This window comes from Sorangium sp. So ce119, from assembly GCF_051524405.1.
In the GTDB taxonomy this organism is placed as follows: Bacteria; Myxococcota_A; Polyangia; order Polyangiales; family Polyangiaceae; genus Sorangium; species Sorangium cellulosum_G.
Map to the genome: position 1 here is coordinate 5779308 of NZ_CP150310.1, position 13261 is coordinate 5792568.

Consider the following 13261-nt stretch of genomic DNA (forward strand, 5'->3'; position numbering starts at 1 on the left):
CAGAGGACGTTCGCTAGATTGCACCCCCGATGTCGATCCACTGCGCGCCCTCGCTTCGCCCCTGCCTAGGCCTACGGCCTCGGGGGCTGTCCGCGCGCTGCTGACGACGTCCATCTTCGCAGCTCGGCCCCCGCCCGTTCCTTGGCCCGGTGGGGGTTCTCGCGTCGTCGTCGCGACGGCTCCCATCCTCAGCTTTCTGGGAGTCCTGTCATGTCCACGATGCCTGTCCACAAATACAAGCCTTATCAGCCCATCCACCTGTCCGACCGGCGCTGGCCCGGCCGCGTGATCGAGAGGGCGCCGCGCTGGTGCAGCGTGGACCTGCGCGACGGCAACCAGGCCCTCGTCGAGCCCATGGGGCCCGAGCGCAAGCTCCGCATGTGGAACGAGCTCCTGCGCATGGGGTTCAAGGAGATCGAGGTGGGCTTCCCCAGCGCGTCGCAGCCCGACTTCGACTTCGTGCGACGGATCATCGACGAGGGGCTCATCCCGGACGACGTGACCATCCAGGTGCTCACCCAGGCGCGCGCCGAGCTGATCGAGCGCACGTTCGAGGCGATCCGCGGGGCGCGCCGCGCGGTCGTGCACCTCTACAACTCCACCTCGACGCTCCAGCGACGCGTGGTGTTCGGCCTGGATCGCGCGGGCATCGTCGAGTTCGCCGTGCGCGGGGCGAAGCTCGTGAAGGAGCTCGCGGCGCGCATGCCGGAGACCGAGGTCGTGCTCGAGTACTCGCCCGAGAGCTTCACGGGAACAGAGCTCGATTTCGCGAAGGAGATCTGCGAGGCGGTGATGGACGTGTGGCAGCCCAGCCCGTCACGGAAGATCATCCTGAACCTGCCGGCCACCGTCGAGATGTCGACGCCCAATATCTACGCGGATCAGATCGAGTGGATGGACAGGAACCTCAAGCAGCGCGACAGCATCGTGCTGAGCGTCCACCCGCACAACGACCGCGGCACGGCGGTCGCGGCGGCCGAGCTCGCCCTGATGGCCGGCGCCGACCGCGTCGAGGGCACGCTGTTCGGGAACGGCGAGCGCACGGGGAACGTCGATGTCGTCACGCTGGCGCTCAACCTGTTCTCCCAGGGCGTGGATCCGGAGCTCGAGATCCATGACGTCCAGGCGATCAAGGAGACGGCCGAGCACTGCAATCGCCTGCCGGTCCACCCGCGCCACCCCTATGTCGGCGAGCTCGTGTACACCGCCTTCTCGGGCTCGCACCAGGACGCGATCAAGAAGGGCTTCAAGGCGCTGCGCGAGGGCGGGAGCGCGCTGTGGGAGGTGCCGTACCTGCCCATCGATCCGCAGGACGTCGGGCGCAGCTACGAGGCGGTGATCCGCGTGAACAGCCAGTCGGGCAAGAGCGGCGTGGCCTATGTGCTCGAGCACGATCACGGCTACGCGGTGCCGAAGGGGCTCGCGATCGAGCTGAGCCAGGCCGTGCAGCGCCGGGCGGAGCGGACCGAGGGCGAGGTGCAGAAGGCCGAGATCCTCGCGATCTTCGAGCGCGAGTACGTGAACCGCGGCGGGCCGCTGCGCGTCACCGAGCACCGGAGGAGCGGCCAGGGCGCGGGGGAACGACACGAGTTCCACGTGCAGATACGCGGCGTATCCCACGTGCTGAGCGCCGCCGGCCAGAGCCCCGTCGAGGCGTTCGCGAGCGCGCTCGCGCGTCACGCGGGGATCGCGATCGCGGTGGAGGAGCACGCGGAGCACGCGATAGGGCGGAGCGCAGGCGCCGAGTCCGTGGCGTACGTGGGCCTCTCGATCGGGCGCAAGCGCTGCTTCGGGGCGGGGACGCACCCGAGCGCCGTCATGGCGTCGCTCGCCGCGGTCGCGTCCGCGTGGAACCGCGCGCGGCCGGCCGAGCCGGCGCGGATGGCGCTCTCGCCCGAGTGATCGGGCGCGGCCTCGCCTGGCCATCAAGCGAGGCCGCGCTGGATCGCCGCTCACGGCCCCGGGCGGTCGTCGCGGGCGAGCAGCGCGGCCGTGTGTCGCTCGATCTCCGCGGCCGTGAGCGCCCTGGCATAGAGCGCCGCGTAGTACATCGCGCCCGAGAAGGTCCGGCCGCCGAGCTCGCGGTTGCCGAGGACGAGGTGCCGCCCCTCGGCGAGATCGAGCGTCGCGTCCAGCGGGGGCACGCGCTTGTGCATCGTGCAATAGCCGACGATCGGGTTGCTCCGCGGGGCCAGGACACCGTTGATGTAGAGCCGGACCCGATCCGCCGCGGGCTCCTGGACGGTCGTATCGAACACGCCGTGCACCACCGCGCGCGCCGGGAGCGCCGCGTCCCACGCGCCGCCGCAGTTCGTGCCGTTCCACCAGAGCTCGATCTGGCCGGGCTGCTCCGAGCGGAGCGTGAAGCGACCGGACTCCGTGCCGCTGCCGATATGGATGATGCGCGAGCCGTCGATGACCACCTCGGCGACGCGGAGCACGGCCTCGATCGTGCCCGTCCTGGACCCGTGCAGCGCGGTATGGATCTTCGTGCCGTCGATCGCGGCGGAGGCCCGGCTGTCGGCCGCGACCGCCGTCCAGGAGAGCCCGCTGTGCGCAGGGCCGTCGGCCGCGAAGCTCATCTCCGGCCCGTACGTCAGCGCGAGCGGCATCGGCGCCGCCGCGGCGTCCTCGACCTGCGTGGGCGCGCTCCCGGCCCTCGCCTCGTCGAGGAAATACCGCGCGACGAGGCCGTCGTCGGTGAGGCAGGACGAATCGCGCGCGCAGTCGGTCCCTCCGGCACCACCGCCGCCGGAGCCGCCAGGCCCTGAGCCGGCCTCCCCGCCCCCGCCTGCACCCGAGCCGCCCTCCCCGCCGGCTCCCGCGCCGGAGCCGGAGGTCCCGCCGCCTGCGCCGCTGCTCGACGCGCCGCCGGTGTCCGGACCGGCGCCGCCGCCCTCCGCGCTGCTGCTTCCGCCAGAGCCGGTGCCGGGGAGCTCGCCGAGCCGCAGCTCGGGGGCGCACGCCACGAGGAGCTGGAGCGAGATCAGCAGCAGGCGCACCGTCATCCGCCGCATCCTACCGTCGCGCGCTCACCGCGGCGCGGTTCACTCGCGCGCGCTCCGCGCCTCCCCGGGGAGCGAGGCGATGTCGGCGAGGAGCCGCTCCAGCATCGCCTGCGTCACCGGCTTGGTGAGGTGGGCGTCGAACCCGGCGGCGTGGGCGAGCCGCCGGTCGTCGTCCTGGCCATAGCCGGTGAGCGCGACCATCAGCGTCGCCCTCGTGGCGCTCTCGCCGCGCAGCGCCCGGGCCACACCATAGCCGTTCATGTCCCCCGGAAGGCCGATGTCGCAGAGGATCACGTCGGGCGGCGCGTCGCGCGCGGCGGCCACGCCGTCCGCGCCGCTGTGCGCCACGGACACGGCGTGGCCGCGGCGCTCGAGCACCATGCGCAGGCTGTCGGCCGCGTCGTGGTTGTCCTCGATGATCAGGATGCGCCGCGCGCGGCCCGCGCTCGCCGCCGCGACCCCGGGGCGCCGCGCCTCCGCGGCGCGCGGCGCGGCGACGTCGGCGAGCGGCAGCGTGATCGCGATCTGCGCGCCGCGGCCGACGCCGGCGCTCGCCGCGCGCACGGCGCCGCCGTGGAGCTCGACCACCCCCTTGACCAGCGCGAGCCCGAGGCCCAGGCCGCCGCGGCTGCGGGCGAGGCTCCGGTCGGCCTGCGTGAACGGCTCGAAGATGCGCTCCAGGAGGACCGGATCGATGCCGATGCCTGTGTCCGCGACCTCGACGGAGACGACGCCGCGGCCGCGATCGGGCACCACCGAGAGGCGGACCGAGCCGCCGCCGTCGGTGAACTTGCTGGCGTTCTGGAGCAGGTTCCCGATCGCCTGGGTGAGCCGCGTCGCGTCCGCGCGGAGCCACGCCGGCTCGGCCGGCAGCGCGAGCTCGAAGCGCACGCCGCGCGCGTCGAGCAGCGGTCGATAATCGAGCGCCGCGGCGCGGGCGAGCTCGACGAGGTCGAGGCGCTCGGCGGAGAGCGCGATCTTGCCCCGGGAGATGCGCGAGATGTCGAGCAGATCGTCGACGAGCCGGGTCATGTGCCCGATCTGGCGATCCATGATGGCGCGCGCGCGCTCGACCACCGGCGTGGCCGGGCCCGCGATCCTGAGCAGCTCCACGGCGTTGAGCAGGGGCGCGAGCGGGTTGCGCAGCTCGTGGGCGAGCATCGCCAGGAACTCGTCCTTGCGCCGATCGGCCTCCCGCAGGGCGTCCTGGGTCTGATGGAGCTCGGTGACGAGCGCGGTGAGCTCCCGCTCGCGGGCGCGCAGCGCCTCCTCGGACGCCCGGCGGTGCGCGATCTCCTGCTCGGCGACCTCGTGCCAGCGCACCCGCTCGATCGCGAGCGCGCATTGCTGGGCGATGGAGAGGACGAACGCGTGGTCGTCCGCGTCGAACGGGCGCGAAGCGGGGAAGCAGAAGCCGAGCGAGCCGACGATCCGGGACTCGACGATGAGCGGGAACGCGACGACGGCGCCCCCGTGCTCCACGCCGTGGACGCTGGCGAGGACCGGATAGCGCGCGTTGCGCTCCTCGCGCGTCGGCACGATGACGGGCGCGCCGAGCCGCGCCGCCTCGGCGACGGGCACGGGCGAGTCGACCGGATACTCGACCCAGTCCTGCTCGGTCTCGACGGGGACCCCCTTGAAGCCGAGGTTGCGGAGCGTGGCGCCGTCGGTCGACAGCAGCGCGACGACGCCCACCTCGGCGTCGAGCGCAGGCATCCCCTGATCGATGACGGTGCCCGCGATCTCGGCCAGGGTGCGGGCCCCCGCGAGCGCCGCGGTGATCGCCTGCAGGCGCTGGAGCCGCTCGACCACCCGCTCGAGCCGGGGTGCGGCCCCTTCGAAGAAGGACCGTGCAAAGGTGGGCTGCCCATCGAGTGATCGCATAGAGGCTCCGGGCCGCCGACGAGCGTAGCGCAGCCCGGCGCGCGAGCATGCCGATCGCGTGGAGATCACGCAGGAAAATTATCGATACGCGCCCGGTTATTTTTCGCGGCGCAGGCGGATCGTGGCCTGGTCGTCTCGTGTCCATTTCGGCAGGACCCGCTCCGCGAGGGCGCGGGCCTCGGGCCCCACGCCGAAGCGCGCGGCGTACGTGCCCACGTCGGCGAGCCGGCGGATCGCGAGCTCCAGCGCGACGCGGTCCGCCGGGCCGTCCAGCCGCCGCGCGAGGTCGGGCAGCCAGGCGCGCAGCAGCGAGGGGCCCGCGTCGCCCTCCGCGCGCTCGGGGTGACCCCGGAGCGCCTCCTGGAGCAGCGCTTGTACCAGCAGCGAGGCCGACCTGCGCGCGGCGCCCTGCGCCCTGCGCGCGGCGCCGCCCCGCGCGCGCACGGCGAGCCTCGCTCAGTTGGCGAACAGCGTCACGCCGAGGCCGGGCCTGAACGTCCCGAAGAAGGTGCCCTGGCCCCCTTCCACGCCGAGGACGCCGCCCACCATCATGCGCGCGTTCACGGAGAGCCGCGGCGCGAGCCAGTACTCCAGCCCGCCGCCGGCGCCGAGCGACACCGCGGAGACGTCGCTCGCGGCGGTCCCGCCGGTCGACGGATCCTCTTCGTCGCGCGACGTGGAGAGGGAGAGGCGGTTGTACGCGACCTCGCCCACGAAGAAGGCGTGCATGTTCTCGCCCAGATCGCCGAAGAAGGCGACCACCTCGCCGCCCAGGGTCAGGCGCAGCTCCGTGTCGTCGCCAGCCACGCCGATGCCGGCGCCGGCCACGCCGGCCAGAGACACCGCGTCGCTGACGAAGCCGCGGAGGGAGAGCGTCGAGGTCACCGGGATGCCCCGGCCCGCCGGGGCGGTCGCGCCGCCCAGCGTGACGCCGAAGCCGGTGAGGCCCGCGCGAGGTCCACGCCTCTCCTGCGCGGCCGCCGCGGTCGTCGGGGCGGTGGGGGCGCCAGGGCGGCCTGCCGTGGCGGCCGTCGCGGCAGCGGAGGCGCTCGGCTGGGCGGCGGGCGCGCCGGGGGTCGAGGGCACCACGGCCGGCGGCGCCCCCGGGCCCGCGGGCGGGGCGACCGGCGCCGGCGCGACCGCAGCCTTCGCCGGAGGCCCAGCCGCCTTCTTCTGCTGTTCGATCTCCTGGTGACGGCGGTAGGTCTTGATCTCGGCGAGCCGCTGTTGCGCCGTCTTGCCCTGTCCCGCACAGCCGGTGACGAGCACGAGAAGCGCAACGAAGAAAATCCGCATGAGCATCCTCCAACCTGCGGCGTGGATACACCAACGCGCACGCCTGTTGCGCGTCGAGCTCGATCCCGGCGCGGCGCTGGACGCCACGCCACGCCCCCTCGTCCGCTTGCGCGGTCGAGGGTTGCGGGGCCCCGCGCAGCGCGCCAGCTTCCGGGCGCGGCCTGCATGGCCCGACGTGGCGGCGAGGCTCGACGTGCCTGGCTGCAGGGACCCGGAGGAGGAACCGATGAAAGCCGTCTGGAAGGACAAGGTCATCGCCGAGAGCGACGACACCGTGCTGGTGGAGGGCAACCACTACTTCCCCGCGAGCTCGCTCGCGCGCGACCACGTGGTCCCCAGCGATCATCACACCGTCTGCTCGTGGAAGGGCACGGCCAGCTACTATTCGCTGCTCGTGGACGGTGAGCTCAACCCCGACGCGGTCTGGTACTACCCCGACCCCAGGCCCGAAGCCGCGATGGTGCGCGACCGCGTCGCGTTCTGGAAGGGCGTGAAGGTCGTCGACTGACGCGGCAGCGCGCGCGCTGGTCGCGGTCAGGACGGCGGCGCCGCCAGCCGCGGGTTAAGCTCGCAGGCGATGGAACTCACGCCCGCCTTCACCTACCCCGCGCAGGTGCCCGTGCTGATGCGCCAGCAGGGCTATGCGGTGCTCAGCCCTCAGGGCGTCGCCGAGCTCACGGGCTGCGACCTGCGCGAGCTGCGAGCGCTGCGGCCCTCCTGGAACGACCTGCCGCCGGACCGCTACCTCAAGGACGGCGGGCGCTACCGCAGCCGGCGGCATGCGTGCTTCGTGGTCGAGGGCGGCGCCGTGCGAACGGCGCCGCGCCGCGCGCACTGGCAGCCCGTCGAGTACAACGCGCTGCACGGCGGCATGCACCGGTGGTTCGAGCCGATGGCGCCAGAGGTGGCGGACCAGCCCGCCTGGGCGTGTCTGCTGCGTGCGCTCGGGCAGGTCGCTTCCGGCATCAAGGGCGAGCAGCCCTGGTTCGTCGAGGCGCACCAGTTCCGCATCGACACGCAAGGGGGCATCGGCCGCCCCACGCCGGAAGGCGCGCACCGCGACGGCGTGGATCTCGTGGCGGTGTTCCTCGTCGGGCGTGAAGGCATCAAGGGCGGCGAGACGCGCGTGTTCCAGGCCGACGGGCCCGCGGGCCAGCGATTCACGCTCACCGAGCCGTGGAGCCTGCTGCTGCTGGACGACGAGCGCGTGATCCACGAGACGACGCCGATCCAGCCCGCCGGCGAGCGCGGCCATCGCGACACGCTGGTGCTGACGTACCGCGCGGGCGGCTTCCAGGGCGGCTGAAGCGGCGGGCTCTCTCCGGGGCGGCGGCGTCGCGGGAGAACGGATCAAGAGACCGCATCGCTGACGAAGCCGCGAAGGGAGAGCGTCGAGGTCAGCGCCGCTGATCCTTCGGCCATCGCGGGCGCCCCGCGTGGCACACCCGCGACGTCGGTGTCGCGCCACGCCGGCCGTCGCAGCGCGAGATCTCCTCTGCACACGCTGGTACATACGTTGCGTTGAGCCCTGGCCGGAGGGACGAGATGCGGAACATGATGGTGGGATTCGGCATGCTCCTCGCGGTCGGGTGCGGCGGGGCGGACCTGCCCGAGGGCTGGGAGGACGCGGAGGCGATCGAGGGCCTCACCCAGAGCGAGTGCACGGCGAGCGCGTACGACGCGACGGTGAAGGAGACGCTCGCGGCGACGCCGGAGCGCGGGGCCGTTCACCTCGACTACGGCGCAGCGCATTTCCGCTGCGAGCAGGCGGTGGAAGGGTTCGTGCGGCGGTCCGGAGGCAAGGTGGACGTGCTCGTGCAGCCGGTGGACATGGACCCGAGCGCCGTCGCCGGATGCGACTGCCGCTACGACATCGGCATGATGATCAAGGGCCTCAGCAAGGGAACTGTCGCCGTCGATCTGTACCGCCGCTGGGACAACCTGAATGAGCCGAACGATCCGGTGAAGATCGGCTCCGCGGATGCCGAGATCCCCTGAGAGCATCGGGCTCTCCTGGAGCTGCAGAGCGCATGCAGGCTCAGCGGTGAGCGCGTGGCGCGCAGGTCTGCAAGGCGCTGCCGGACGGAGTCGTCTCGCGCGGGCAGCGCTGCCCAGCGCGCAGCGACTGCGCGCTGGGCAGCAATCATGCGCTGCCAGAGGGTGCTTCCCTGCCGGCTCATGGTTGCGCTGCTACCCTCCATGCCCATGGCCCAGCGCAACCGTCACCTCCCCCTGCTCGGCCTGCTCGTCCTCTGCGCCTCGTGCAGCCCGAACGAGAAGCTCGATCCGGTGAGCCAGGTCGAGCCCGCTCCGGGCGACGCGGGCGCGGAGCCGGACAGCGGCGGGACGGGCAACGACGACGACCTCTTCGCCACGCTCCCGGAGATCGCGCCGACCGCCTCCGGGCGCGGCGGCACGGCGGCGACCGTCGACCTCCGCGGCACCCTGGCGGCGATCGAGATCCTGAAGAAGGGCGGTAACGCCGTGGACGCCGCGGTCGCCGCGGCGAGCGTGCTCGGCGCGACCGACCCGTTCTCCTGCGGCGTCGGCGGCGGAGGCTTCATGCTCGTCTACCTCGCCGCCGACAACAAGGTGGTCGCGATCGATCACCGCGAGACGGCGCCGGCAGGACTCGCGGCGAGCGCCTTCTACGAGAACGGCGCGCCGATCGACTTCGATGAGCTCGTGACGAGCGGCCTGTCGGTCGGCGTGCCCGGCACGGTGCGGGGATGGAGCGAGGCGCTCCGCCGGTACGGAACCCTCGGGCTCGACGACGTGCTCCAGCGCGCCATCCGGGTCGCCGAGACGGGGTTCGAGGTCGACCGGACCTTCTTCGAGCAGACCGGCCGGAACCTGGCGCGCTTCCAGGAGATCACGAGCAGCAAGGCGCTCTTCCTCGGGCCCGACGGCGAGCCGTGGCCGGTCGGCACCACCTTCAAGAACCCGGACCTCGCGAGGACATATCGACTCATCGCCAGGGGAGGAGAGAAGGCCTTCTACGAGGGCGATGTCGCCGAGGCCATCGTCGCGGTGGTCCGCAATCCCCCGATCGAGCCCGGGAGCACGCTCAGCATCCGACCCGGGGTGATCGCGGCTTCCGATCTGCAGGACTACGAGGTCCGCATCCGCCCGGCGGTCTCGACGACGTACAGGGACTACACGATCCACGGCATGGGCCTGCCGAGCAGCGGCGGGATCACGGTCGCGCTGGCGCTCAACCTGCTCGAGGGGTTCGATCCCGAGCTCCTCACGCCCGTCGAGGTGCTGCACCGGTACCTCGGCGCCTCGCGCCTGGCGTTCGCCGACAGGGGCGCCTTCCTCGGAGATCCCGAGTTCGTGGAGGCCCCCGTCGCAGGGCTGCTCTCGAAGGACTACGCCGATGCGCGGCGGGACCTGATCGACCTGATCAAGGCCCCCACCGAGGCGGCCGCGCCCGGCGATCCGTTCGCGTTCCAGACCGACCCGAGCCCCTCGCCTGGCCGTGGCCAGGGGGCGCGGGGCGGGAGCGCCGGCCCGAACGACGCGGACGACAACGAGACGACGCACATCACGATCAGCGACGCGGCCGGAAATATCGTGTCGTATACGTGCACCATCGAGGCCGAGGGCGGCAATGGCATCGTCGTCCCCGGTCACGGCTTCCTGCTGAACAACCAGCTCACCGACTTCAACATCCCGGACGACCCGACCGCGCCGCACCCGAACGTGGCCGAGCCGGGCAAGCGGCCGCGCAGCAGCATGAGCCCGACGCTCGTCATGAAGGACGGCAAGCCCGAGCTCGCGCTCGCCTCGCCGGGCGGGTCCACCATCATCACGACGGTGCTGCAGATCCTCGTCGGTCACATCGACCTGGGCCTGCCGATCGACAAGGCGCTCGCGGCGCCGCGCATCTCGCAGCGCAACGCCGGCAGCGGAGCGAGCGACGCAGAGACGGCGTTCCTCGGCACGCCGGAGGCCGAGGGGCTCGCCGCCGTGGGACACGTCTTCTCCGATGAGAACACGTCAGGAGGCGAGATCGGCGCGGCCACCGCGCTGCGCTTCCACGACGATGGCACCGTGACGGCGGTCGCCGAGCCGGTCCGCCGCCAGGGCGGGAGCGCGATGGTCGAGCGGGCGAAGTGAAGCCCCGGGGGCGCAAGCGCCCCTGAAGCCTCCTGGAGAATAGAGAGGGCCTGACCGGGACTCCGGCCCTGCGGCCGAGGCGCGCCCGTCAGGCCCGGGCGCTGAACGGGCAGCCGCCGGACCTCATGGCGGCCGCCGCGGGCTCCGCGGCCGCGGTCTCACCCCGCGTCGCCGGCGCCGCGCGCACCGCCCTCACCGGCTCGCGCCGCTTCAGGATCATGCGCATCCCGTTCACCGGCTGCAGCGAGATGAAGCCGCGGCAGCGCGGGTCGAAGCCGGGCACCAGCCGGAGCTGATACCGCTGGAGCGCCATCGCCACCATGATCTTGCCCTCGAGCTGCCCCATGAACTCGCCAAGGCAGATGCGCTGTCCGGCGCCGAAGGGGATGAAGGCGAGCTTGTCGTCCGCGCTCCGCCGATAGTTCGCGAAGCGCTCGGGATCGAACCGCAGCGGATCGCGCCAGAACTCCGGGTGCCGGTGCGTGACCCACGGGACGATGGCCACCGTCGACCCCGCGGCGACGTGGTATTCGCCGAGGACGTCGTCCTCCAGCGGGCTGCGGAGGATGAACGGCACCGACGGCAGGAGGCGGAGGCACTCGTTGAAGACCATGGCGAGGTAAGGCATCGACTCGAAGTCCTTCGCCGTCGGGGCCCGGCCGCCGAGCACACGGTCGATCTCGTCGGTGAGCCGGGCATGGACCTCCGGGTGCTGCGCGATCAGGTACAGCGCCCAGGAGGCGGTGACGCTCGACGTCTCGTGCCCGACCATCAGGATGGTCTTGATCTCGTCCCGGAGCTGCGCGCGGTCCATCCTGGCGCCGGTCTCGGGGTCGACCGAGCCCATGAGGCGCACGAGCACGTTGTCCGCGTCGCCCGCGCCGCGCTGGTATCCGTCGATGATGCCGTCGATCACGGTGTGCACGCGCTCCATGGCCCGGCGAAAGCGCACGTGGCTGGGCAGCGGCCAGGACAGGGGCGGGTTGACCAGGGAGTACATGCGCTTGAGCGCGATCGAGAGCGCATACTTGAACGCCTCACGGACGGTGTCCGTGTGCTCTTGCAGCGCAGCGCCGAAGAAGGCCTCGCCCGCGATGCCGAACGTCACGTCCATCATGTCGTCGTTGATGTCGCGCTCGAACTCGGCCGGCTGGGCGTCCCAGCGCCGCAGCACAGCCTCCATGTGGTCCACGATGATGGGGACGAACTTGAGCGTGTTGGCGTGGTTGAACTGCGGTTGCACGTGCCGGCGCTGGCGCCGCCAGAGCTCGCCCTCGCTGTTCACGAGGCCCCAGCCGAGCACGTGGGCGAGCTCGTGATACCGCTTGCCCTTGGGGTAGTTCCGGACATTCGTGCGGAGCACGTGCGCGATGTCGTTCGGGTGAAACGCCATGACGAAGTCCTCGGCGCCAGGCGCCCGCAGGCGCACGACGTCGCCGTACCGCGCGTACAGGTCCTCGTAATGGCGCATGTCGCCGGTCCTGAAATTCGCCAGGTACCGCAGGCTGGCGAGCGGGCCGGGGCCCGGGGGCTGCCGATGATCATTGGCACTCATGATTCCTCCTTCTCCGCAAGCTGACCCAGGCACACGCGAGCTGAAGCCACGTTGACGCAGGGCGAACGCACGCCGGCGCCGACCGTCGCCGCCGTCAGATGCACAGCGAGCCCCCGCCGTCGACCGTGAGGGTCGCGCCGGTGATCCTGCGCGCCCCGTCCGACAGGAGCAGCAGGACGGCGTCGGCGACGTCCTCCTCGGTGCAGAGCCGGCCGCCCGGCGTGCGCGACTCCCAGTACGGGAGGATCCGCTCGTGATCCGGGTAGTTGCTCGTCACGTGGCCGTAGATCGGCCCGGCGGAGACGCAGTTGACCTGCACGTTGCGCGGCGCGAGCTCGACGGCGAGCGCGCGCGTGAGCGACTCGACAGCGGCCTTGACGGCGCCCATGGCGCCGAAGTGCTCGAGGTACCGCGACGAGCCGTTCGACGACAGCGCGACGATCCGCCCGCCGCCTTGCCGCTCCATCAGGCGCGCCGCGCGGAGGGCGCACAGGTGGTAGCCGATGACGTTCGTGCGGAACGCCAGCTCCCAGTGCTCCGGGGTCGTCTGCTCGAGCGGGCCGAACCGGCCGTTCGACGCGTTGCTGACGAAATGGTGCAGCTCGCCCACGTCGCGCGCGATCTCCTCGAAGAGCCGGTCGATGTGCGCGGGGTTGGCGACCGAGCCCCAGACGTGCACCGCGTCGCCGCCAGCGCCGCGGATCTCGTCGGCGACGGCCTCGCCGTCGTCCCGCGAGTGGAAGCTGTTGACCACGACCCGCGCGCCTGCCTGCCCGAGCTTCGTCGCGATGGCGCGGCCCAGCCCGCGGCTCGATCCGGTGACGAGGACCGTCTTGCCCGCGAGCGCGGCCGCGGGGGCCGGCGTCGGGCGCTGCACGGCGAGCGCCGCCGGGGCGGCCGCGTGGCCGTTGGTGTACCTCGCGGGCTCCGCGTGGCCGTTGGCGTACCCGGCGGGCTGCGCGTGACCGTTGGCGTACCCGGCGGGCTCCGCGTGGCCATTGGCGTACCCGGCGGGCTCCGCGTGGCCGTTGGCGTACCCGGCGGGCTGCGCGTGGCCGTTGGCGTACCCGGCGGGCTGCGCATGGCCATTGGCGTACCCGGCGGGCTCCGCATGGCCGTTCGCGTGCCTGCCGCCGTCCGCGCGGGCCGCGATGGTTCGCGCCAGGAAGGCGCTGACGCTGGCCACCGTGCGCAGCTCGTCGGGCGTCGCCTTGAGCGCGTCCGGGAGGCCGAAATCCGCGCGCAGCGTCGCGAGGATCTCGCCGCGCTTCACCGAGTCGATGCCGAGGTCCTGCTCAAGGTCGGCGTCGGCGACGACGACCTCGTCGGGATAGCGCGTCATGCGCACGAAGACGGAGCGGACCTGTTCGAGAAGATCATGAGCTTGCATCGTCGA

The 13261-nt window shown here is 72.4% G+C and carries 11 protein-coding genes; 5 read left to right on the forward strand and 6 right to left on the reverse strand.

What is annotated here, in order from left to right:
• Positions 1–210 precede the first annotated feature (210 nt).
• A complete protein-coding gene (gene leuA, locus WME76_RS21815; protein ID WP_437962002.1) occupies positions 211–1902 on the forward strand; it encodes a 2-isopropylmalate synthase in 1692 nt (563 codons plus the stop codon).
• Between the two features lie 50 nt (positions 1903–1952).
• Here the strand turns inward: leuA and WME76_RS21820 are convergent, their stop codons facing one another.
• The 4 genes from WME76_RS21820 to WME76_RS21835 form a co-directional block, all read right to left on the reverse strand.
• Entirely contained in the window at positions 1953–3008 is a 1056-nt protein-coding gene (locus WME76_RS21820) for a LamG-like jellyroll fold domain-containing protein (protein WP_437962003.1), read from the reverse strand.
• Between the two features lie 39 nt (positions 3009–3047).
• Positions 3048–4892, reverse strand: a complete 1845-nt coding sequence (locus WME76_RS21825) for an ATP-binding protein (protein ID WP_437962004.1) — start codon at positions 4890–4892, stop codon at positions 3048–3050.
• A gap of 96 nt (positions 4893–4988) precedes the next feature.
• The gene (locus WME76_RS21830; protein ID WP_437962005.1) at positions 4989–5336 is read right to left on the reverse strand and encodes a hypothetical protein; all 348 of its coding nucleotides are present in this window, start codon (positions 5334–5336) and stop codon (positions 4989–4991) included.
• Between the two features lie 12 nt (positions 5337–5348).
• Positions 5349–6188 carry a hypothetical protein gene (locus tag WME76_RS21835; protein ID WP_437962006.1) on the reverse strand — a complete coding sequence of 280 codons (840 nt, stop codon included), beginning with the start codon at positions 6186–6188 and terminating at the stop codon, positions 5349–5351.
• A gap of 226 nt (positions 6189–6414) precedes the next feature.
• Between WME76_RS21835 and WME76_RS21840 the strand changes: the two genes are divergently transcribed.
• The 4 genes from WME76_RS21840 to ggt all read left to right on the forward strand — a co-directional run bounded on the left by WME76_RS21840 (position 6415) and on the right by ggt (position 10310).
• Entirely contained in the window at positions 6415–6696 is a 282-nt protein-coding gene (locus WME76_RS21840; RefSeq protein ID WP_437962007.1) for a DUF427 domain-containing protein, read from the forward strand.
• Positions 6697–6765: 69 nt separating this feature from the next.
• Entirely contained in the window at positions 6766–7494 is a 729-nt protein-coding gene (locus tag WME76_RS21845) for a 2OG-Fe dioxygenase family protein (protein ID WP_437962008.1), read from the forward strand.
• 248 nt (positions 7495–7742) lie between these two features.
• Positions 7743–8186, forward strand: coding sequence for a hypothetical protein (locus WME76_RS21850; protein ID WP_437962009.1), 444 nt, complete (start codon positions 7743–7745; stop codon positions 8184–8186).
• Between the two features lie 207 nt (positions 8187–8393).
• Positions 8394–10310, forward strand: a complete 1917-nt coding sequence (gene ggt / locus WME76_RS21855; protein ID WP_437962010.1) for a gamma-glutamyltransferase — start codon at positions 8394–8396, stop codon at positions 10308–10310.
• A gap of 88 nt (positions 10311–10398) precedes the next feature.
• Here ggt and WME76_RS21860 read toward each other — a convergent pair whose 3' ends face one another.
• The gene (locus tag WME76_RS21860) at positions 10399–11865 is read right to left on the reverse strand and encodes a cytochrome P450 (protein WP_437962011.1); all 1467 of its coding nucleotides are present in this window, start codon (positions 11863–11865) and stop codon (positions 10399–10401) included.
• A 94-nt stretch (positions 11866–11959) separates the two neighbouring features.
• Positions 11960–13255 carry an SDR family oxidoreductase gene (locus WME76_RS21865; RefSeq protein WP_437962012.1) on the reverse strand — a complete coding sequence of 432 codons (1296 nt, stop codon included), beginning with the start codon at positions 13253–13255 and terminating at the stop codon, positions 11960–11962.
• Positions 13256–13261 lie beyond the last annotated feature (6 nt).

Bases quoted from the DNA above. Each gene is read 5' to 3' on its own strand.
- leuA (WP_437962002.1), top strand. From the start codon at position 211: ATGTCCACGATGCCTGTCCACAAATACAAGCCTTATCAGCCCATCCAC.
- WME76_RS21820 (WP_437962003.1), bottom strand. From the start codon at position 3,008: ATGACGGTGCGCCTGCTGCTGATCTCGCTCCAGCTCCTCGTGGCGTGC.
- WME76_RS21825 (WP_437962004.1), bottom strand. From the start codon at position 4,892: ATGCGATCACTCGATGGGCAGCCCACCTTTGCACGGTCCTTCTTCGAA.
- WME76_RS21835 (WP_437962006.1), bottom strand. From the start codon at position 6,188: ATGCGGATTTTCTTCGTTGCGCTTCTCGTGCTCGTCACCGGCTGTGCG.
- WME76_RS21840 (WP_437962007.1), top strand. From the start codon at position 6,415: ATGAAAGCCGTCTGGAAGGACAAGGTCATCGCCGAGAGCGACGACACC.
- WME76_RS21845 (WP_437962008.1), top strand. From the start codon at position 6,766: ATGGAACTCACGCCCGCCTTCACCTACCCCGCGCAGGTGCCCGTGCTG.
- WME76_RS21850 (WP_437962009.1), top strand. From the start codon at position 7,743: ATGATGGTGGGATTCGGCATGCTCCTCGCGGTCGGGTGCGGCGGGGCG.
- ggt (WP_437962010.1), top strand. From the start codon at position 8,394: ATGGCCCAGCGCAACCGTCACCTCCCCCTGCTCGGCCTGCTCGTCCTC.
- WME76_RS21860 (WP_437962011.1), bottom strand. From the start codon at position 11,865: ATGAGTGCCAATGATCATCGGCAGCCCCCGGGCCCCGGCCCGCTCGCC.
- WME76_RS21865 (WP_437962012.1), bottom strand. From the start codon at position 13,255: ATGCAAGCTCATGATCTTCTCGAACAGGTCCGCTCCGTCTTCGTGCGC.